Genomic DNA, 19,586 nt, shown 5'->3' on the forward strand with positions numbered 1-19,586 from the left:
GCCCTGTCCGCGACAGGCACTCGGCGCGAACCGATGCGAGACCGGATCAGCCGAGTCGCAGCGCCTTCATGACGCGCAGGCTCAGGCTGATGAAAGCCGCGTAGTGATGGTCGTCCATGCCCAGAGCCGGGGCCAGCGGGAGGATTCGCTGCGTGGCGACGGTCTGGGGCTCCGTGTAGGTGAGGATGCCCTCACGGCCGTGTCGGCGGCCGAGTCCGGAGTCCTTCATGCCCCCCATCGGAGCCCGGACGCTGCCATGAGCCGATGCGTAGCCTTCGTTGACGTTCACGGTGCCGCTGTGCAGACGGGCCGCGATGCGTTCACCGCGCCGCGTGTCCTTCGTCCAGACACTGGAATTCAGGCCGTACGGCGTGGCGTTCACCCGCTCGATCGCCTCGTCCTCGTCGGTGAAGCGGTACACCGACACGACCGGCCCGAAGGTCTCCTCGGCGTGGACGGCCATCGTGGGCTCCACGCCGTCCAGGACGGTGGGCTCGTAGAAGAAGGGGCCGATGTCGGGGCGCGGTTTTCCGCCGGCGAGGACGGTGGCCCCTGCGGCGACGGCCTCGTCGACGTGCCGGGAGACCGTTTCCAGTTGGCGCTCGCCCGCCAGCGAACCCATGCCGACCCCGAAGCTCAGCGACGTGCCGAGGGTGAGCGTCTTTGTGTGCCGGACGAATCGCTCCAGGAACGCGGCGGCGACCGACGAGTGGACGAAGATCCGCTCGGCCGACAGGCACAACTGGCCGGCCGAGGAGAAGCAGGTCCGCACCGCGCCCTCGGCCGCCTTGTCCAGGTCCGCGTCGGCCAGCACCAACAGGGCGTTCTTGCCGCCCAGTTCGAGTGAGGCGCCGACCAGACGGGCCGCCGCGCGGGTCGCGACGTCCCGGCCGGTGCGGACGGAGCCGGTGAACGAGACGTGGTCGGCCTGATCCACCACGGCGGACCCGACGCTCCGGCCGTCGCCGATGACGATCTGCCAGACGTCGGTCGGCAACCCTGCCTCGATCAGTCGTTGGCGCGCCCACAGCGGAGTCAGGGCGCTCTGCGTGTCCGGTTTCGTCACCACGGCGTTGCCGGCGACAAGAGCGGGCAGCGCGTCCCCGAGGGAGAGTTCGAGGGGGTAGTTCCAGGGGACGATCTGCCCGACCACCCCTCTCGGGTGGTGCCACTCGGTGACTTTCGTTAACACCGGATACGCGCCGAGGTGCCGCTGCGGCCGGAGGTACGCGGGGGCCTTGCGCCCGTAGTGCCGGGCCACCACCGCGGCCCCCTGTACTTCCTCGTGCGCGTGCAGACGGGCCTTCCCCGTCTCCACCTGGATCAGGTCCATCGCCTCGGCCTGCTTGGCCAGGAGGATGTCGTGAAACCGGAGAAGCACGGCCGCACGCCTTCGAACCGGAAGCGCGGCCCATGCCCGCTGGGCTTCCCGGGCCCTGCTGAAAGCCGTCTCCACATCGTGCGCGGTCGACTCGGGCAACTCCGCGACCGTCCCGCCCGTCATGGGAGTACGGCTCACGGTACGGCCACTGCCCTCCACCCCTTGCGTGAGTCGAGACACGAGGTCGGAGGTCACCACATCGGTCGCCGTCCGGCCGCTGTGTGCTGCGGCAGGGTTGCCGTCACCGGTAGCGACGTCGGTAATTCCTGACTCGACACTCATCGACGCATGTCCCCATCAAGGTCGGCGCATCCGGTTTCGACAGCGGAGCGGTGCCAACGGACTCCAGGATTCTGGACCGTCTTGTCGGGAACGATATTGAGTTGTGGAATGAGATGTCAAGAACGCTGAAGGCGCACTTGAAGGGCTCGCACTCCGCAGTGCGGTCAGTGCTCTGCGGCGAATGACTCGATGTAGGCCAGCGCCCCGTGGAGCGCGTCACGCAGGGGCGTGGACTCGCCGGCCGCCTGGTCCAGCAGGGCTCCGCCCTGGAACGCGGCGGTGAGCAGGTGTGCGAGCGCGGCCGGGTCTGCCTCCGGTCGCAGTTCACCGCGCTCGCGCATCGCGCTCAGGCCGCGCTTGAACAGGTCCTGCCAGCGCTGGAAGCCGTCGGCCACCGCGTCCCGGTGGGAGGGCTCGGTCTTGACGACCTCGGCGGCGAGGGAGCCGAACGTGCACCCGCCGCGCAGCAGGTCCTGCGAGGCGACGTAGGAGTCGGCCCATCGGTGCAGGGCCGCGAAGCTGTCCAACTCGCCCAGTTCGGGCGCCTGGTGGCGGGCGACGATGTGGTCGGCCTGCCAGGCGAGCACGGCTCGCACCAGGGACTCCTTGGTGGGGAAGTGGCGCGTCAACTGTGAGCCGCTGACTCCGGCGGCCTCGCGGATCTGCTCGTTGTTGGTGTTCTGCGCGCCGTGTTCGTACATCAGCTCGGCGGCCGCCCGGACGATGCGTTCGCGGGTGGCCAGGCCCTTGGCGGTCAGTTTCTGACCCGGCGCTTCGCTGGTGGTGGTCATGGCCACAACCATACCGCAAAAAAGGGCTTGACAACCCTTTCGTTGGGGTGTTCCCTGGAGGCAGGTCAAAAAAGGGCTACCAAGCCCATTTTGTTGAGGAGGCGGACGGGATGTCCACACAAGTGGCACCGCAAGCGGTCGCGACGGCAGTGCACAACGCCCCGGTCCCGGCCGTCACCGAGGCCGGTCACCCGCGCCGGTGGAGCATCATGGCGGTGCTGGGTGCCGTCGCCTTCATGGCGCAGCTCGACTTCTTCGTCGTCAACGTCGCCCTCGACGGGATCGGGCAGTCGTTCCCCGGCACGGGCGTCGCGAGCGTCTCGTGGGTGCTGTCGGCCTACGCCATCGTCTTCGCCGCCGTGCTAGTGCCCGCGGGCCGGATCGCGGACCAGTGGGGACGCAAGAGGATGCTGCTGTCCGGAGTGGCGCTCTTCACCCTCACCTCGGCCGTAGCGGCCGCCGCACCCAGCCTCGGCGTGCTGGTCGCGGCCCGCGCTCTCCAGGCCGTCGGCGCGGCGATGATCGTGCCGACCTCGCTCGGCCTGCTCTACCCGAGCTTCCCCAAACGCCAGCACACCCTGGTGGTCGGTCTGTGGGCGGGCGTGGGCGCGATCGCGGCCTCGGCGGGCCCGCCCGTCGGCGGACTGCTCGTCACCCTCGACTGGCGGTGGATCTTCCTGATCAACGTCCCCGTAGGCATCGCCACCCTCGTCGCCGGCGCGCTGCTCCTGCCCGAGGTCCGTCAGCCCAAGGGCACCGCCCTGCCGGACCCGGTCTCCGCCCTCGCACTGCTGCTGGCCGTGAGCCTGCTGGTGCTCGCCACCGTCCAGGGCTCGGGGTGGGGCTGGACGGACCTCCGTACCGTGACCCTGTTCGCCGCAGCCGCACTGGCCGCCGCCGCGACCGTCGAGCGCACCCTGCACGCCCAAGCACCCGTGATCGAAAGGCAGTTGTTCGCCGGCCGGCAGTTCACCGCCGCCACCGTGGCCCTGTTCCTGTTCTCCGCCGGCTTCGCGATCGTCCTGCTCAGCACCGCCCTGTTCATGCAGGAGGTCTGGCACTTCAGCCCGCTGCGCGCCGGCGTCTCCATCGCACCCGCCCCGCTGGCCTCGATCGCCTTCGCGATGAACGCCGGTCCCATCCAGAGCCGCTTCGGACGCACCCTCCCCGCCGTGACCGGCACGCTGGCCATGGCACTCGCCGCCGCCTACTGGCTCGCGACCGTGCACACCGCCCCCGACTACTGGGGCGCCATGTTCCCGGGCCTGATCCTGGTCGGTCTGGCCGGCGGCCTGGCCCAGGCACCGCTGTTCGCCGCCGCCGGCACCCTCGCACCCGACCGCGCCACCACCGGCAGCGCCGTACTCAACATGAGCCGACAGATCGGCAGCGCCGTGGGCGTGGCCCTGCTCGTCGCCCTCACACCGCAGGCCACGGCCACCGGGTTCGACCACGCCTGGTGGGTCCAGGCGGGCGCCGGACTCGCCGCGGCCGCCGCGCTGATCGCCCTCCGGCCCCGCCGCACCCCCTGATCACGGGGCCGCAACCACCGCGCGGCACCCGCCAACTCCCTTTCAGCAAAAGGAGATCACGACCATGGAACGCAACCTTCTCGTCATCGGCTCCACCGGCAAGACCGGCCGCCACACCACCGAACTCCTCCTCCGGCGCGGACACCGCGTCCGCGCACTCGTCCGCGGCCTCGACGCGCGCGCCGAGCGGCTCGCCGCCCTCGGAGCCGAGGTCGTCGAAGGCGACGTACTCGACCTGGACTCCCTGGCCCGCGCGACCAAGGGGATCGACGCCCTGTACTTCACCTACCCGATCCGCCCCGGACTGATGGACGCCACCGCGAACGTGGCCCAGGCTGCCGAGGAGAACGGGGTCCGGGCGATCGTCAACATGTCGCAGGTCTCCGCCCGCCGCAACACCGCCAGCGACGCGGCACGCCAGCACTGGGTCGCCGAACGCCTCCTGGACCACTCCCCGGTCTCCGTCACCCACATCCGCCCGACCTTCTTCGCCCAGTGGCTCATCGACACCTGGGCCGATGGAACCGGCCAACTGCGCCTGCCGTTCGCCGACGGACGCCACGCCCCCATCGCGGAGACCGACCAGGCGAAGGTGATCGCGGCCGTCCTCGAAGACCCCGCCCCGCACGCCGGCCGGATCTACCCGCTGTACGGAGCCGAGGAACTCGACCACTACGAGATCGCCGAGAAGATGTCGAAGGCGCTGGACCGCGAGGTCACGTACGTGCCCATCGAACTCGACGAGTTCGCCGCCATCCTGCGCGGGCGCGGTGCGCCGGACCACCTGATCCAGCACCTGCTCGCCGTGGCCGTCGACTACCGCAACGGCGTCTTCGCCGGCACCAACGACCTCGTGAAGACGATCGGCGGCAGCGACCCCCTCACCGTCGAGGGCTTCATCGCGCAGAACCGCGCGGCCTTCGACCCGCAGACCGCCTGAATCCCGACTTGCCCACCACCTGAACACAGGAGAAGACAATGAGCGTTTGGTTCATCACCGGATCGTCCCGAGGCTTCGGCCTGGAGATCACCCGTGCCGCCCTCGCGGCCGGCCACCAGGTGGTCGCGACCGCCAGGAAGGCCGAGACCGTCCGCGAGCAGTTCCCCGACGCCGGCGACGCACTGCTCACCGTGCCGCTGGACGTGACCGACCCGCAGAGCATCCAGACGGCCGTCGACGCGGCGATCGAGCGGTACGGCCGGATCGACACCCTGGTCAACAACGCGGGCACCGGCCTGCTCGCCGCCGTCGAGGAGTCCGACGACGCCGCGGTCCGCGCGGTGTTCGAGACCAACGTGTTCGGCCCGCTCGCCGTCCAGCGCGCCGTGCTCCCGGTCCTGCGCCGCCAGCGCTCCGGCCATGTGATCAACATCAGCTCCATCGTGGGCTTCGGCACCGCGCCGGGCTGGGGCATCTACGCCTCCACCAAGTTCGCCGTCGAGGGCTTCACCGAGACCCTCCACACCGAACTGGCCCCCCTCGGTATCCACGTGACCCTCGTCGAACCCGGCTTCTTCCGCACCGACTTCCTCGACCCCGCCAGCCTGCACACCGGCCCCGACACCATCGACGACTACGCGCCCACCGCCGGCGCGATGCGTACGGCCGCCGCGAGCCTGAACCACGCCCAGCCCGGCGACCCGGCCAAGGCCGCACGCGCCATCGTCGAGATGGCCGCCGCCCCCGAGCCGCCCCTGCGCCTCCCGCTCGGCACCGACACCCTGCAAGCCTTCGACGCCAAACTGGACGCCTTCCGCACGGAGCTGGACGCCTGGCGGCACGTCGCCCTCTCCACCGATCACGACTAGGACTTGTCCGGCCGATCATGTGACAACTCCCTTGCCAAGCCGTTGCGCTGGGCATGGGGCGGGGTGATCTGACGGGTGCCGAGTGGGAACGGTTACGGCCGTTCCCGGCGGTCAGCAACGACCGTTGTGGCAAGTGGCGGGATCACCGGCAGGTGGTCAACGGGATTCTGCACAGGGTGAGGAGCGACGTGCAGTGGCGTGATCTGCCTGACCGGTTGGGCCCGTGAAAAACGCCGGGGATACGGGCGGCGAGGACCTTCTCAGCCCCCGTGACCTGCGGCGGCACTGATAGGCCGCGCCTATGCGGGGCATCGATTTTTGGTCGTGGACCCCTGATGCGGTGCCCGGTTCACTGTGGCCCAAAGCCGGCGCGGACCGATGGGGCTCGGTGTCGCGTGATCAGGGAGGTTGCAATGACGCATACCCCGGGCAACGGACGAGCCGAACAGGCCGCGCGTATCGCGGCGAAGCCGTGGTACCGGCAGCTGTACGTCCAGGTGCTGGTGGCGATCGTGATCGGCATCGTGCTGGGCTGGCGATGGCCGGACCTGGCCACCGACATGGAGCCGATCGGCACGACGTTCATCACCGCGATGAAGATGCTCATCGGCCCGATCGTCTTCCTGACGATCATCGGTGGCATCGCCGGTGTCGCGGACCTGAGAAAGGTCGGACGCACCGGGATCAAGGCACTCGCCTACTTCCAGGTCGGCACGATCGTCGCCCTGCTGACCGGCCTGATCGCCATCAACATCTTCCGGCTCGGCGACGGCGTCCACGCCGATCCGTCGACGCTCAGGACGTCGGGCGACGCGAGTCGGTACGTCTCGCAGGGCGAGCACCAGCACTGGTGGGAGTTCCTCACCAACATCGTGCCGAACAGCTTCTTCGGCCCGTTTGTGGAGGGGAACATCCTCCAGGTGATCTTCCTGGCGGTGGTGTTCGGCATCGCCGTCAAGATGGTCGGCAAGACGGGGGAGCCGATCATCGCCGCCGTGGGACGACTGACCGACGTCGTCTTCAAGGTGCTGTCCTTCGTCATGAAGGCAGCGCCGCTGGGCGCCTTCGGCGCGATGTCGTACGCCATCGGAAAGTTCGGCCTGTCCACGCTGACCAGCCTCGGCTCACTGATCGTCCTCTTCTACGTCACCTCCGCCCTGTTCGTCGTGGTGGTACTCGGCGCGGTGCTCGCCCTGTATGTGCGGCTGAACATCTTCCAGCTCCTCCGCTACTTCAAGGAGGAGTTCTGGCTGATCCTCGGCACCTCGACCGCCGAGCCCGCGCTGCCGGGGCTGATGCGCAAGCTCCAGTTCATGGGCGCGGAGCGGTCCACGGTCGGCCTGGTCGTACCGACCGGCTACAGCTTCAACCTGGACGGCGCGGCGATCTATCTGTCCCTGGCCACCCTCTACATCGCCCAGGCCACCGACACGTCCTTGTCCATCGGGCAGCAACTCGGCCTGCTGGCCGTCATGTTGCTGACCTCCAAGGGCGCCGCAGGGGTCGCGGGCGGCGGGTTCATCGCGCTCACCGCGACCTTGTCTACCGTTGGTTCCGTCCCGGCCGCGGGCATCATGCTCATCTTCGGCATCGACAAGTTCATGTCAGAGTGCCGGGCCCTGGTGAACTTCTTCGGCAACGCCGTCGCCACCCTGTTCGTCGCGAAATGGGAGAACGGCCTGGACCTGGAGCGGGCTCGCGCGGTGTTGGCCGGCGAGGCGGGCGAGGTGCCCCTGGCCACCGGGGCCGAGGAAGCTTGTCCGGTGGCTGCTTCCCTCACGCCTCGGACCGCCGAGGCGGCGCCCTGATGGTGTCCGTACTGTTCGCCCCGGACAAGTTCAAGGGCTCCCTGAGCGCCGACGAGGTCGCCCGCGCACTCGAACGCGGGCTGTTGGCCGGCGCCCCGCACACCCGGGTCGACCGCCTCGCACTGGCGGACGGAGGAGAAGGGAGCGTGGCCGCCGCCTGCGCGGGCGGCCTGTTCAGCCCCGAGAAGATCACGGTCGGCGGGCCGACCGGGCAGCCCGTCACTGCCTGCGTCGCGGTGCATGACCGCACCGTTCTCATCGAGGCGGCCGCCGTCTGCGGACTCGGCATCCTGCCGGGCGGGAGCAAGGCACCGGTGCGGAGCCCATTGCGCAAGGCCGACGACACCGAACTGGACTGGGTCGTCGTCCGCGAGAACAGCGAGGGCGAGTACGCCGGCCTCGGCGGCCGCAACCTCTCCGCACGGGGACAGGGCGGCGAAGTCGCCGTGCAGTCGGCCCTGTTCACCGAGGTCGGCTGCGAACGCATCATGCGCTTCGCCTTCGACCTGGCGCGGACCCGGACCCGCCGGAAGGTCTCCTCGGTGACGAAGAGCAACGCGCAGCAGTACGGCATGGTCCTGTGGGACGACGTCTTCAAGCGCGTCGCGCTCGACTACCCGGACGTGGAGACCGAGAGCGTCCTGGTCGACGCCATGTCCGCGAAGTTCGTGCTCAAGCCCGAAGACCTCTCCGTCGTCGTCGCCTCCAACCTCAACGCCGACATCCTCTCCGACCTCGGCAGCGCACTGGCCGGCAGCCTCGGCCTCGCCGCCAGCGCCAACCTCAACCCCGAGCGCCCCTTCCCCAGCATGTTCGAGCCGGTCCACGGCTCCGCGCCGGACATCGCCGGCCAGGGCCTGGCCAACCCGATCGGCGCGGTCGGCAGCGCGGCGCTGATGCTGGACCACTTCGGCCTGCCCGACCAGGCGGCCCGCCTGGAGAAGGCGATCGAGGCCACGACCGCCGCCGGCATCCTCACCCGCGACGTCGGCGGCACCGCCTCCACCGAGGACGTCACCAAGGCCCTCGTCGACGCGCTCACCGCCTGACCGCCAAGACCCTTGGCCGACTGCTGCACGCCCTCTCAGAAGCGCCTTCTCAGAAGCGACCCTCGTTGAGCGCCCTCTGCAGGCCTTCCGTGGTCTGCTTCCCCCACTGCCCGTCCTGGGTGACTCCGACGTGCGCCTGGAGTGCCTTGATCGTCTGCGGGCCGATCTGGCCGTCGACGGGCACATGGAGGTGGCTCTGGAGAGCCTTCTTGGTGTTCGGTCCGAACTGGCCGTCGGGGGTCACGCCCAGTACCCACTGGAGCGCCTTGGTGGTCAGGGTCCCGAAGCCGCCGTCCACGGTGAGCGGACAGTACGGGTTGTGGTTCGAGGACGGCGGAGTCGGTGAGCCGGTGCCGCCGCCGGGCAGCCGGAGATAGGTGAGGGGCTCGCCCCGGTGCGAGTTCGCCTCGTCGGCGAGGGTGGTGCGGATCGGGTCGGCCTCCTGGCCGTGGGACACGCACAGCGCGCCGAGACCCTTGGCCGCGCTTTCGACGAGGACGACGACGTGCGTACCGGTGCCCGCGCCGAAGACCACGAGATCGCCGGGCTGGGTCTCGGCGGCGGTGATGTGCTCGCAGTGGTCGAGCATCGTGCCGGTGTAGCCCTGCCCGTTGAACCCGGAGCCGTTCGGGTCCCCGGCCCCACTCCACTTCGCCATGAGCGTGGCGAAGCCCGAGCAGTCGGTCGAGAAGGGAAGCGCGTGCACTGCTATGCCGATGGGCATCGGCCGGGCCTGCGAGTAGTGGATGTCCGCGTTGTGCTGGACCCCCCAGAGACAGTTGCTCACCATCGCCTGCCGGACCTGTGCCGTGGTTGCCTGAGCGGCAGTATTCATCCTGCACTCCTGTTCGTGTACCTGTTGGACACGTTGTCAGTGCGCAGGGGGTGACGTCGTTGGCGTGGCGTCACCAGTTCATTGACGCTACGTCCACGGTCGTACCGCCCGCCTCCAGGGCCTGGCGGCGGTAGTCGCCCGGGGGTACGCCGTGCGCGCTGCGGAAGGCGCGGCTGAAGTCGGCGGCGTGGTGGAAGCCCCAGCGTGCGCCGAGGGCGTGGACCGGATGGTGCCGCAGCCGCGGGTCGGCGAGGTCGGCCCGCGCGTGCTCCAGGCGCAGGTGGCGTATCCAGGCCGCGAGGGTCATTTCGCGGTGCTGGAAGAGCCGGTGCAGATAACCGAGGGAGATGTGGTGGTGGGCGGCGATCGCGGCGGGCGTCAACTCCGGGTCCGCGAGGTTGTGTTCGACGAACACCTCGATCCGGGTGAGCAGTGCCTGGCGCCGGGTCTCCGGGGACAGCCGGTCCTCGGCGTCGATGTATGAGGCCAGGGTCGCGGCGGCCAGGTCGAGGGCCACCTCGCCCAGCCGTCGGAGCTCGCGATTGCCCACCTCTCTCCGCCCGACGGTCCCGGCGACGTCGACGAGGTAGCGGGCGAAGACGGCGCTTATCCCAGTGGCGCCGGACAAGTCTCTCGCAAGCAGGGGGTTGAGTCGTTCCGGGCGCAACGGCAGCGCGGTTCTGGGCAGTTGCAGCATCACCATCTCCCCCCGGCCGGCCCCGGGCAGGGCGCGGGTCTCGAACGGCTGGGAGGTGTCGTGGAGCAGCATCTGACCCGGGGTCAGCCGAGCCTCGTTGTGCCCCTGGGCGAAGCACAGCTCGTTCGTCATGACGACGCTGAGCCCGTACCGCTCGGGGTCCGAGCGGCGCACCAGGGCCGACGAGCGCACGGACCGCATCTCGGGATAGTCCAGCGCCGTCAACACGACCGGACCCAGCTCCGCCACCGTCACCACGGACCGGAAGTCGTCGGCGTGCGGGCTGCTGACCCTGGACGGCACGATGTCCTGGGCCATCTGCTCGCACCACCACGGAAACCGGTCGGCGGCCGGCAGATCCTCACTGCGCATGGTCAGTATCACGTGCTGTCCTCCCCCGGAAAGTCGCCGAAAGCAGGACAGCACAGCAGATTCAACGCACCGTCATGGAAACCCCAAACGGTCCCTGTGCTCTTGCAACCACTGGGTCAACTTGCCGACTTCGCGGCGTTCCGCAGTGGGAACGCCGCGAAGCGCGCGATCTAGGCCAGTGTGATGCTGTCCAGCTCGGCGTAGCCGACGCCTCCGGAGAAGCCCGGCGATCCCTTCGCGAGGCGGATCATGTTGTAACCCGCGTTGAGGCTGACGGTGACGCCGACAGTGCCCGTCGGGTGTCCCCATCCTGAGCCGGTCGGCGGGTAGGTGATCGTCGACCAGGCACCGCCGTTGTAGGCGAGCCCTTGCGTGGAGTTCGACCCCGTGGCGTTCGCGTACTTCACGGTCATCGTGTACGACCGCGCGGTCGGCACGTTGACCAGGAAGTCCACGAAGCTGTCGTCACGCATGTCGGTCGTGTGGTCGATCTGACCGACGTACCCGCCGTTCGAGGCGCTGGAGGCGCTCAGCCGGTTGGCGTTGACGACGGTCGCGTTCTCCGCCTCGTACGTCTGCTGCCACGTCGGCGCACCCGTCGTCGGCGTCTTGAGCAGCTGGTACGCGTCGAGGGAGTCCATGCCGCTCACCGGTACGGAGATGCTGCCGTCGGAGCCCACGGTGTACGTCGCCGTGGACACGGCGACCGGGGCGGTCTCGTTCGTCAGGCGCCCGGTGTTCTCGGTGCGCGAGAGCGCCACGGTGACCTGCGAGCCGAGGACACCGAGACCGTTCACCTTGACCGTGTCGGCGCCGCTGTCGCCGCCGAAGACGACGTTGACCTGCTGGCGGGTGGCGTCGTACGACGCCACACCGTCGAGGGTCGACTGGGGAACCGTCTCGACGATGTTGCCGGACTGGTCTCCGTACCACTTGTACGCCCAGTAGGACGCCGTCGGCTGGTTGTTGTAGAGCAGGCCGTTCACCGTGCCCGCCTCGTACCAGTAGGGGCGCTCGGCGTCGTGCACACCGGCCCGTTCGAAGGCGGCCATGTAGCGCACGCCCAGGCTCGGCGCGTCGATGTAGTCCTTGGCGCCGTACTCGTTGATGGAGATGGGCCGGTGGGTCAGACCCAGCGAGGTCTCGATGGCGCGGAAGTCGGCCACGTCCGCCGGGATGTCCGTCGGGCCGGAGACCAGCAGCTCGTGCCACACCGCGACCGCCGGAAGCGTGTTGGTGTTCTTGGCGTTGGTCATGAAGTCCAGCATCCAGGCGTGGTTGTAGACGCCCGCGCCCGGGCCCACGATCGGCGTGAGTGTGTCGACGGCTCGTATGTCGTTGTAGGTGCGCGTCCACATGGCGTCGAAGGTGCCGGCGTTGCCGCCCGTACTGTTCGTCCAGTTCAGGTCCGGCTCGTTCCAGATCTCGTAGCCCGCGATGTTCGTGGAGCCGGTCGCGTTCATCCGCGCCTGCACCATCGTCGAGACCTTCGACTCCCAGTCCGCCCAGCTCACCCAGTTGTAGCAGCACTGGCTGAAGATGTCGGGCAGGCGGACGTACTGCTGACCGCCCGCGGCAGTGACCTTGCCGGCCACCGACAACGCGTCGCAGCACGGCGAGGTCGCCCCGTTGCCCAACTGCTGCGTGCCCGGCGGGGGTTGGGTGAAGCTGTTGACGTGCAGCGGGTACAGCTGGCTCAGCGACGGAGCGCTGCTGCCGCTGTCGACACCGTAGAGTCCGCCGGCGGCCACGTGGGTGACGGGGCGGACCGTCGTTCCGACGTTGACCGTGAGGGTGTTGCCCGCGGCGTGCGCCGGTGTCGTGACAACCAGTCCGAGCACCGTCATCAGGGCCGCGATCACGGTTCTGATCAGGGCGTGGCGATGCGGAAGCCCGCTGCTCATCGTCAGCCGGGCCGGTCTCTTTCGAGGTGACGGCGCCGGTCCCGTGAGACCTGCGCGACGACGTACTCGGAGCATGTGAGTGCCCCTTCCTGTACCGAGGTGGGTGGGCCTGATTGGGAAACCGTTTTCCCATCGGCGTGCGCTTCTTCGGCGCGTATCGCGGAAGGGGGGGATCGTGCGAAGCCGGCGACTCGCTGTGCCACGTGAGAAGGAATGACGCCAGGTCATCGGCCATCACGGATCAATGTTGCGGCGATATTTCCGCACGGTGAAGGGCGGTGTCAATAGACCGGAACCCGCGCTTCCTTGATGGGTTTGCGCAACTTTGGGAAAACGCCTCGTCCGGGTGTGGCGGTGCCGGGCCCGTCGGACCGGAACACCTGCGGCGCCTGTCGTTCGGCACCGGTGGCCGACTCGGGCGGCCCCTGACGACGCCTGTGCGCGGAGGCGGGCAGGCCGGCGGGCCGGCATCCGGACGCGGAGTGGCGACGAAGGGCTCGACGCGCGGTTTCGCGCGGCCCGGCCGGTCGCCGGTCGGTGGACGGCGCGCCGCGCGGGTGCAGCTGCGCGCCGCTTCCGGGCGACGTGTCGTCCATCGTGCCGAAGGGAGCCCGCGTACCGCCTTCGCTGGTTGCCGTCCGGGATGGAGGTGGCTGCGGCAGCCATGATGGCGCCCCTGCTCGCGGTGCAGCCGGTCGAACTGGCGGAATCCCGAGTTCGCGGCTCGAATCACTCGCACCGGACGCCCTGTTGAGGCTCACCGGGCCGGGTCCGGCGGTTCTCGCGCGACGGCCCGCAGCGGTACGTATCGGACGGTTCCGAGGCGGAGGCGTCGGACCGTGATCGGCTGCCGTGACGGGTGACGCGGTCGCGGCTGCCGCCGGTCTGCTCCACCAATCGGCAGGCGGGGCGAGTGATGTCGCCGCGCCCGTGGGCGCACCCGCCGGTGGGATCGGGACGGAGGTCGCGGCGAATCCGATCCGGCGGAAACCACATCATCCTGACGGCGCATCCGGGTCGCCCGAGGCGTCCTGCGGGGGAGGCTCGGTGGATGCCGCGAGGTCACTTCAAGAAAACGATTTCGCCATGGTGTGACGCCCTGCGATGGGGGAGTGGCGCCACTGCCGACACCCGCGGCCGGCGGAGCGCGACCGGATGATGGGTGTCGCTGCGTCGCGATTCGTGCAGTACGCAGGCGGTACGGCCGATGAAGCTGTCGTACCGGACCGGGTGATTGTGGCGGAGGAGGCGTAGGTCTTTACGTGGAGGCGTCGACGGTCCACTATGGGCCCGAGCAAGATTGAGCAATCATTTTCTCAGTGATGCCACGCGGGTTGCCCCTCGTGGTGTCGGAGGGGATGGTTGGGGTTCGCCCATACGCGGTTGCCGGTCGGTCGTGGACGACGGGCGCGTTTCCTGTATTCGATATGCCGAACGAGTGTCGATATATCGAATAGCGCGAGCGCCGTGAACGTCGCGTCGACCAATCCGATGGGTCCTTCCCACCTGAAACCTGTTCGAGAGCACTAAGGACGGCCGGTTGTGAACACACCGCACGAGCACCGCGCGAACCTCGACACCTACGTCATCGGGGTCGACTACGGCACGCTGTCCGGGCGGGCCGTGGTGGTCCGGGTCGCCGACGGCGCCGAACTGGCCGTCGCCGAGCACCCGTACACCCACGCCGTCCTCGACCGGCAGCTCCCGGACGGCACGGCGCTGCCGCCCGACTGGGCGCTCCAGGTCCCCGCCGACTACATCGACGTGCTGCGCATCGCCGTACCCGAGGCGCTGGCCCGCTCCGGCGTACGCCCTGACCAAGTCGTCGGTATCGGCACGGACTTCACCGCCTGTACGGTCCTCCCGGTCCTCGCCGACGGCACCCCGCTGTGCGAACTCCCCGGACTCGCAAGCCGCCCGCACGCCTACGTCAAGCTCTGGCGCCACCACGCCGCACAGGCCCAGGCCGACCGCATCACCGCACTCGCCGACGCCCGCAAGGAGCCCTGGCTCAAGCGCTACGGCGGGAAGATCTCCTCGGAGTGGGAGTTCGCCAAGGCCCTCCAGCTCCTCGAAGAGGACCCGGAACTCTACGAGTTGACCGAGCGGTGGATCGAGGCCGCCGACTGGATCGTGTGGCGGCTGTCCGGCACGTACGTCCGCAACGCGTGCACCGCCGGGTACAAGGGCCAGCTCCAGGACGGCAGTTACCCCTCCGCCGACTATCTGGCCGCCCTCAATCCCGGCTTCGCGGGCTTCGTCGTCGACAAGCTGGATCAGCCGATCGGTCAACTCGGCGACCGGGCAGGCGGGTTGACGGCCGAGGCGGCGGCGTGGACGGGCCTGCCCGAGGGCATCGCGGTGTGCGTCGGGAACGTCGACGCGCATGTGACCGCCCCCGCGGCCACCGCCGTCGAACCCGGCCGCATGGTCGCCATCATGGGCACCTCGACCTGCCACGTCATGAGCAGCGACCAGTGGGCCGAAGTGCCGGGCATGTGCGGGGCCGTCCACGGCGGCATCCTGCCGGGGCTGTGGGGATATGAGGCCGGGCAGAGCGGTGTCGGGGACATCTTCGGCTGGTTCGTGCGCACCGCCTTCCCGGCCGCCTACGCCGAGGAGGCCGCCGCGCTCGGCCGCGATCCGCACGAACACCTCACCGCGCTCGCTGCCGGACAGCGGGTGGGCGAGCACGGGCTGGTCGCGCTGGACTGGCAGAGCGGCAACCGCAGTGTGCTCGTCGACCACGATCTGAGCGGGGTCGTGGTGGGCCTGACGCTGTCCACCCGGCCCGAGGACGTCTACCGGGCGCTGCTGGAGGCCACCACCTTCGGCACCCGCACCATCATCGAGGCCTTCGAGGCGGCCGGGGTGCCGGTGCGTGAACTGATCGTCGCGGGCGGCCTGATGAAGAACCCGCTGCTGATGCAGATCTACGCCGACGTCACCCGCCTGCCCCTCGGTGTCATCGACTCGGCGCAGGGTCCGGCACTGGGTGCGGCGATGCACGCGGCGGTCGCGGCCGGCGCGCACACCGACATCCGGGCCGCCGCCCGCGCCATGGGGCAGGCCCGCCCCGCCGTATACCCGCCGGACCCGGAGCGGGCCGCGGCCTACGACCGGCTGTACGCCGAATACCGGCTGCTGCACGAATACTTCGGCCGGGGCGCCAACGAGGTCATGCACCGGCTGCGCCGCCTGCGCACCGAGACCTCCGCCTGAGCGGCATGCCCCGCCTGGTGGTCAACTCCCTTCGCCAGAAGCCTCGGTGACCGTGTCGGATCCTCCGCGCACCGGAGGTTCGCCAGGAACACGGTCACGCCCTCACCCCGAGTTCTCCATCGGCGACACCTGAAGAGACCCATCACACGTAAGGAACCCTCATGGACACCAGCAGCACCCCCTACCCCGACCAGGAGATCTGGTTTCTCACCGGCAGCCAGGGGCTCTACGGCGACGACATCCTGCACCAGGTGGCCGAGCAGTCCCGCAGTATCGCCGAGATCCTCGGCGGCCCGGGGAAGATCCCGGTCCGGATCGTGTGGAAGCCCGTCCTCACCGACGCCGACGCGATCCGCCGGCTGTGCCAGGAGGCGAGCTCCTCCGACACCTGCGTGGGCGTGATCGTGTGGATGCACACCTTCTCCCCGGCGAAGATGTGGATCGCCGGACTCAGCGCCCTGGACCGGCCGTTGCTGCATCTGCACACCCAGTACAACCTGTCGCTGCCCTGGCCCAGCATTGACATGGACTTCATGAACCTCAACCAAGCCGCCCACGGCGACCGGGAGTTCGGGCACATCGAGTCCCGCCTCGGCATCGACCGCAAGATCGTCGCCGGTCACGCCACCGACCCCCGAGTCGTCCAGCGCGTCGCCGCCTGGGCACGCGCCGCCGTAGGCCGCCACGCCTCACGCACCCTGCGCCTTGCCCGCTTCGGCGACAACATGCGCGACGTCGCCGTCACCGAGGGCGACAAGGTCGAGGCCCAACTGCGCTTCGGCTACTCGGTGAACACCTACGCCGTCAACGACCTGGTCGCCGTAGTCGATCAGGTCGAGGACAAGGAGGCCGCCCAACTCGCCGCCGATTACGTCGAGTTGTACGACGTCGTCCCGGCCCTGCGCCCCGGCGGCATCCGCCACGACTCCCTCGTCTACGCGGCCCGCCAGGAGATCGGTCTGCGTACCTTCCTCACCGAGGGCGGCTTCACCGCCTTCACCACCAACTTCGAAGACCTGGGCGGGCTGCGCCAGTTGCCCGGTCTCGCGGTCCAGCGCCTGATGGCCGACGGCTACGGCTTCGGCGGCGAGGGCGACTGGAAGACCTCCGCGCTGCTGCGCACGATGAAGGTCATGGGCACCGGCAAGCCCGGCGGCACCTCCTTCATGGAGGACTACACCTACCACCTCGGCCCCGGCACCCCGCGCATCCTGGGCGCCCACATGCTGGAGGTCTGCCCCTCGATCGCCGCCGACCGCCCCAGCTGCGAGATCCACCCGCTGTCCATCGGCGGCCGCGAGGACCCCGTCCGGCTCGTCTTCAACGCGGCACCCGGCCCCGCCACAGTGGTCGGCCTCTCCGATCTCGGCGACCGCTTCCGGCTGACCGCCAACACGGTCGACGTCGTCACCCCCAGCGAACCCCTGCACCGCCTGCCGGTCGCCCGGGCCGTCTGGAAGCCGCGCCCCTCCCTCGCGGAGTCCGCCGAGAGCTGGCTGCTCGCGGGCGCCCCGCACCACACCGTCCTCAGCTCCGCCGTCGACACCGAAACCCTCACCGACTACGCCGCTATGACCGGCGTGGAACTCCTCACCATCGACGAGACCACCAGCACCGGACAGTTCGCCAAGGAGATCCGCTGGAACGCCGCCTACCACCGCCTCGCCCAGGCCCTGTGAGCAGAGTGCCGCACGCAGAAGGAAACGACTGATGAACCTGCACGTCCGCGACGGTCTGCGCCAAGAGGTACTCGCAGCGAACCTCGCCATCCCCCAGGTCGGCCTCGCCACTTTGACCTGGGGCAACGTGAGCGGGATCGACCGGGAGGCCGGGGTTTTCGTCATCAAGCCCTCAGGGGTTCCCTACGAGGACCTCTCGCTCGACGACCTGGTGACCGTACGGCTCGCCGACGGCAAGGTCGTCGACGGCGACCTGCGCCCCTCCACCGACACCGAGACCCACCGCTGCCTCTACCTCGCCTTCCCCTCCATCGGCGGCATCACCCACACCCACTCCACCCACGCCGTCGCCTTCGCCCAAGCCCGCCGCGACATACCCGTCCTGGGCACCACCCACGCCGACACCTTCAACGGGCCCATCCCCTGCACCCCGGACCTCACGCCGGAACAGTGCGCGAAGGACTACGAGTACAACACCGGCCGCGTCATCGTCGACCTGCTGGACAGCGACGACCAGAAGGCGGCCGAGGTCCCGGCCGCCCTCGTCGCCAACCACGGCCCCTTCACCTGGGGCACCACCCCCCGCAAGTCCCTCGAACACGCCATCATCTGCGAAGCCGTCGCCGACATCGCCATCCACACCCTCGCTCTCTCCCCGACCGGCCCACCGCCCCGACACCTGGTGGAACGCCACTACACCCGCAAGCACGGCCCCGACGCCTACTACGGCAACCCCGCACCGACGGCACTATGACCGTGGTTTTCCTCGCTCCAGGGGCGGTGCCCATCGGCTCGCCGAGTCGGCGGGCACTACCTGTCCGTGGGGGTCCGCGAGCCGGTCAGTGCCGTGCGCGGTTCGCGGCGTCGGGGCTCCGGCTCGTTCTGCGACAGGGACGGAGCGCGCGGCGGAGCCGACCGGATGCCGGGTGATACCGGCCCGTGTCGGCCACACCTGTGTCGCGCGGCGGCTCCGGCTCAGGTGGATTCGCGGACGACGAGACGGCACGGGACGGTGTGCAGGCCGGGCGCCGGTTCGGAACCGATGGCACTCAGCAGCCGCAGGGCCGCCTGCCGGCCGATCTCGGTGAGATCCGTATCGATCGTCGTCAGGGGCGGACGGGAGGCCAGCGCCATCACATCCCAGTTGTCGTAGCCGACGACCGCCACCTGGCCGGGGACGTCCAGGCCGTTCTCGCGCAGGGCGTCGGTGACCCCCCGGGCGATCTGGTCGTTGCCGCAGAAGAAGGCGTCCGTGTCCGGTGCGGTGCGCAACACCGCTTCCGTGGCGCGCCGTCCCCATGCCTCGCTCCACTCGCCGAAGTGGACCCGGCCGGTGGAGAGCTCCAGCGAGGAGCGCTCCACCAATTCCAGGGTGTGCCGGGCACGGTCACGGGCGGCCGCGTGGTGTGCGGGACCGGTGACATGCGCGATCCGGGTACGGCCGGACGCCAGCAGGTGCTCGACGGCCAGCTGTGCTCCGCTGCGGTCGTCGGAGACCACGGAGATGTCGTCCGGGTCGGTGGAGGGCGAGAGGGCGTAGACCGTCGGGATCGGCGAGACACCTTTGAGCGGCGGCCGTGGGTCGGTGCGCCGGCCGGTGACGATGATGCCGTCCACCCTGCGGTCCATGAGGTTGCGCAGGTGGTGCTGTTCGCGGATGGTGTCGCCGCGGGTGTCGCACAGCAGCACGGAGATCTTTCCGGCGCCGAGCGCGTCCTCGGCGCCGAGGAGCACAGGGGTGCTGAAGCGGCCGATGCCGTCGGTGGTCATCAGGCCGACGGTCCAGCTGCGGCCGGTGTGCAGGCTCTGCGCGTACTGGTTGGGCCGGAAGTCGAGGGCCTCAACGGCGTCCAGTACCCGCTGCCGGGTCTCGGGCCGCATTCTGCCGCCGCCGTTCAGTGCCTTCGAGGCCGTTCCGACGCTGACGCCCGCCAGCTTCGCGACGTCGGCGAGCTTCGCCCGCCCGTTTGCCGGGGAACCTGAAACGGCGGTCACTGCGCAATCCTTTTCTTAGGGGTCGTGGTCGGCCCATCCTGGCACTCTTCGCGACGGCTGACCAGTAGTGATGCAGAGAGCAGAAAATACTTCGTCGCACGTCTTGACTGTCGATGCCCACCTCCATACCTTTCCGGTCAGAAAAACGTTTGCTCAAACGGGTCCACGAGGCGGAGTACCGCCCGTACGGTTCCGGGACACGTCAGCCGCACGCCGGACCCCCGATCCGC

At 69.5% G+C, this 19,586-nt stretch carries 14 protein-coding genes and 1 pseudogene; 9 read left to right on the forward strand and 6 right to left on the reverse strand.

What is annotated here, in order from left to right; genetic code table 11:
- Positions 1–46: 46 nt before the first annotated feature.
- Positions 47–1,663 (reverse strand): succinic semialdehyde dehydrogenase, encoded by a 1,617-nt coding sequence (locus tag ACQHII_RS43005; RefSeq protein ID WP_427924350.1) that lies wholly within the window; start codon positions 1,661–1,663, stop codon positions 47–49.
- Positions 1,664–1,827: 164 nt separating this feature from the next.
- Positions 1,828–2,454, reverse strand: coding sequence for a TetR/AcrR family transcriptional regulator (locus ACQHII_RS43010; RefSeq protein ID WP_427924351.1), 627 nt, complete (start codon positions 2,452–2,454; stop codon positions 1,828–1,830).
- 110 nt (positions 2,455–2,564) lie between these two features.
- On the opposite strand from ACQHII_RS43010, the gene ACQHII_RS43015 reads away from it, so the two are divergent.
- The 6 genes and pseudogenes from ACQHII_RS43015 to ACQHII_RS43040 all read left to right on the forward strand — a co-directional run bounded on the left by ACQHII_RS43015 (position 2,565) and on the right by ACQHII_RS43040 (position 8,652).
- The gene (locus ACQHII_RS43015) at positions 2,565–3,986 is read left to right on the forward strand and encodes an MFS transporter (RefSeq protein ID WP_427924352.1); all 1,422 of its coding nucleotides are present in this window, start codon (positions 2,565–2,567) and stop codon (positions 3,984–3,986) included.
- Positions 3,987–4,050: 64 nt separating this feature from the next.
- Complete coding sequence (locus ACQHII_RS43020) at positions 4,051–4,926, forward strand: NAD(P)H-binding protein (protein WP_427924353.1); 876 nt, start codon at positions 4,051–4,053, stop codon at positions 4,924–4,926.
- Positions 4,927–4,964: 38 nt separating this feature from the next.
- On the forward strand, positions 4,965–5,795 hold the full coding sequence (locus tag ACQHII_RS43025) for an oxidoreductase (protein ID WP_427924354.1): 831 nt from the start codon (positions 4,965–4,967) through the stop codon (positions 5,793–5,795).
- Positions 5,796–5,848: 53 nt separating this feature from the next.
- Positions 5,849–6,016, forward strand: a pseudogene (locus ACQHII_RS43030) (transposase); the annotation flags it as partial.
- Between the two features lie 192 nt (positions 6,017–6,208).
- Complete coding sequence (gene dctA, locus ACQHII_RS43035) at positions 6,209–7,603, forward strand: C4-dicarboxylate transporter DctA (RefSeq protein WP_427924355.1); 1,395 nt, start codon at positions 6,209–6,211, stop codon at positions 7,601–7,603.
- Positions 7,603–8,652 carry an isocitrate/isopropylmalate family dehydrogenase gene (locus ACQHII_RS43040; protein ID WP_427924356.1) on the forward strand — a complete coding sequence of 350 codons (1,050 nt, stop codon included), beginning with the start codon at positions 7,603–7,605 and terminating at the stop codon, positions 8,650–8,652. Before dctA ends, ACQHII_RS43040 begins: the two co-directional genes overlap by 1 nt.
- A gap of 49 nt (positions 8,653–8,701) precedes the next feature.
- Here ACQHII_RS43040 and ACQHII_RS43045 read toward each other — a convergent pair whose 3' ends face one another.
- From ACQHII_RS43045 to ACQHII_RS43055, 3 genes are all read right to left on the reverse strand, one after another.
- Positions 8,702–9,487, reverse strand: a complete 786-nt coding sequence (locus tag ACQHII_RS43045) for a hypothetical protein (protein ID WP_427924357.1) — start codon at positions 9,485–9,487, stop codon at positions 8,702–8,704.
- A gap of 70 nt (positions 9,488–9,557) precedes the next feature.
- Positions 9,558–10,556 carry an AraC family transcriptional regulator gene (locus tag ACQHII_RS43050; RefSeq protein ID WP_427924358.1) on the reverse strand — a complete coding sequence of 333 codons (999 nt, stop codon included), beginning with the start codon at positions 10,554–10,556 and terminating at the stop codon, positions 9,558–9,560.
- A gap of 170 nt (positions 10,557–10,726) precedes the next feature.
- Complete coding sequence (locus tag ACQHII_RS43055) at positions 10,727–12,418, reverse strand: RICIN domain-containing protein (RefSeq protein ID WP_427924359.1); 1,692 nt, start codon at positions 12,416–12,418, stop codon at positions 10,727–10,729.
- A 1,584-nt stretch (positions 12,419–14,002) separates the two neighbouring features.
- Between ACQHII_RS43055 and araB the strand changes: the two genes are divergently transcribed.
- From araB to araD, 3 genes are all read left to right on the forward strand, one after another.
- Positions 14,003–15,682 (forward strand): ribulokinase, encoded by a 1,680-nt coding sequence (gene araB / locus ACQHII_RS43060; RefSeq protein ID WP_427924360.1) that lies wholly within the window; start codon positions 14,003–14,005, stop codon positions 15,680–15,682.
- Positions 15,683–15,843: 161 nt separating this feature from the next.
- Positions 15,844–17,361, forward strand: coding sequence for an L-arabinose isomerase (gene araA / locus ACQHII_RS43065; protein WP_427924361.1), 1,518 nt, complete (start codon positions 15,844–15,846; stop codon positions 17,359–17,361).
- Positions 17,362–17,392: 31 nt separating this feature from the next.
- Complete coding sequence (araD, locus tag ACQHII_RS43070; protein WP_427924362.1) at positions 17,393–18,115, forward strand: L-ribulose-5-phosphate 4-epimerase AraD; 723 nt, start codon at positions 17,393–17,395, stop codon at positions 18,113–18,115.
- Positions 18,116–18,336: 221 nt separating this feature from the next.
- Here araD and ACQHII_RS43075 read toward each other — a convergent pair whose 3' ends face one another.
- Positions 18,337–19,356, reverse strand: coding sequence for a LacI family DNA-binding transcriptional regulator (locus tag ACQHII_RS43075; protein WP_427924363.1), 1,020 nt, complete (start codon positions 19,354–19,356; stop codon positions 18,337–18,339).
- Between the last annotated feature and the right edge of the window lie 230 nt (positions 19,357–19,586).

It is taken from the genome of Streptomyces sp. cg40, assembly GCF_050320165.1.
In the GTDB taxonomy this organism is placed as follows: domain Bacteria; phylum Actinomycetota; class Actinomycetes; order Streptomycetales; family Streptomycetaceae; genus Streptomyces; species Streptomyces hokutonensis.

Excerpts from the sequence above, each read along its gene's own strand:
- ACQHII_RS43005 (WP_427924350.1), bottom strand. The coding sequence starts at position 1,663 with ATGAGTGTCGAGTCAGGAATTACCGACGTCGCTACCGGTGACGGCAAC.
- ACQHII_RS43010 (WP_427924351.1), bottom strand. The coding sequence starts at position 2,454 with ATGACCACCACCAGCGAAGCGCCGGGTCAGAAACTGACCGCCAAGGGC.
- ACQHII_RS43015 (WP_427924352.1), top strand. The coding sequence starts at position 2,565 with ATGTCCACACAAGTGGCACCGCAAGCGGTCGCGACGGCAGTGCACAAC.
- ACQHII_RS43020 (WP_427924353.1), top strand. The coding sequence starts at position 4,051 with ATGGAACGCAACCTTCTCGTCATCGGCTCCACCGGCAAGACCGGCCGC.
- ACQHII_RS43025 (WP_427924354.1), top strand. The coding sequence starts at position 4,965 with ATGAGCGTTTGGTTCATCACCGGATCGTCCCGAGGCTTCGGCCTGGAG.
- dctA (WP_427924355.1), top strand. The coding sequence starts at position 6,209 with ATGACGCATACCCCGGGCAACGGACGAGCCGAACAGGCCGCGCGTATC.
- ACQHII_RS43040 (WP_427924356.1), top strand. The coding sequence starts at position 7,603 with ATGGTGTCCGTACTGTTCGCCCCGGACAAGTTCAAGGGCTCCCTGAGC.
- ACQHII_RS43045 (WP_427924357.1), bottom strand. The coding sequence starts at position 9,487 with ATGAATACTGCCGCTCAGGCAACCACGGCACAGGTCCGGCAGGCGATG.
- ACQHII_RS43050 (WP_427924358.1), bottom strand. The coding sequence starts at position 10,556 with ATGCGCAGTGAGGATCTGCCGGCCGCCGACCGGTTTCCGTGGTGGTGC.
- araA (WP_427924361.1), top strand. The coding sequence starts at position 15,844 with ATGGACACCAGCAGCACCCCCTACCCCGACCAGGAGATCTGGTTTCTC.
- araD (WP_427924362.1), top strand. The coding sequence starts at position 17,393 with ATGAACCTGCACGTCCGCGACGGTCTGCGCCAAGAGGTACTCGCAGCG.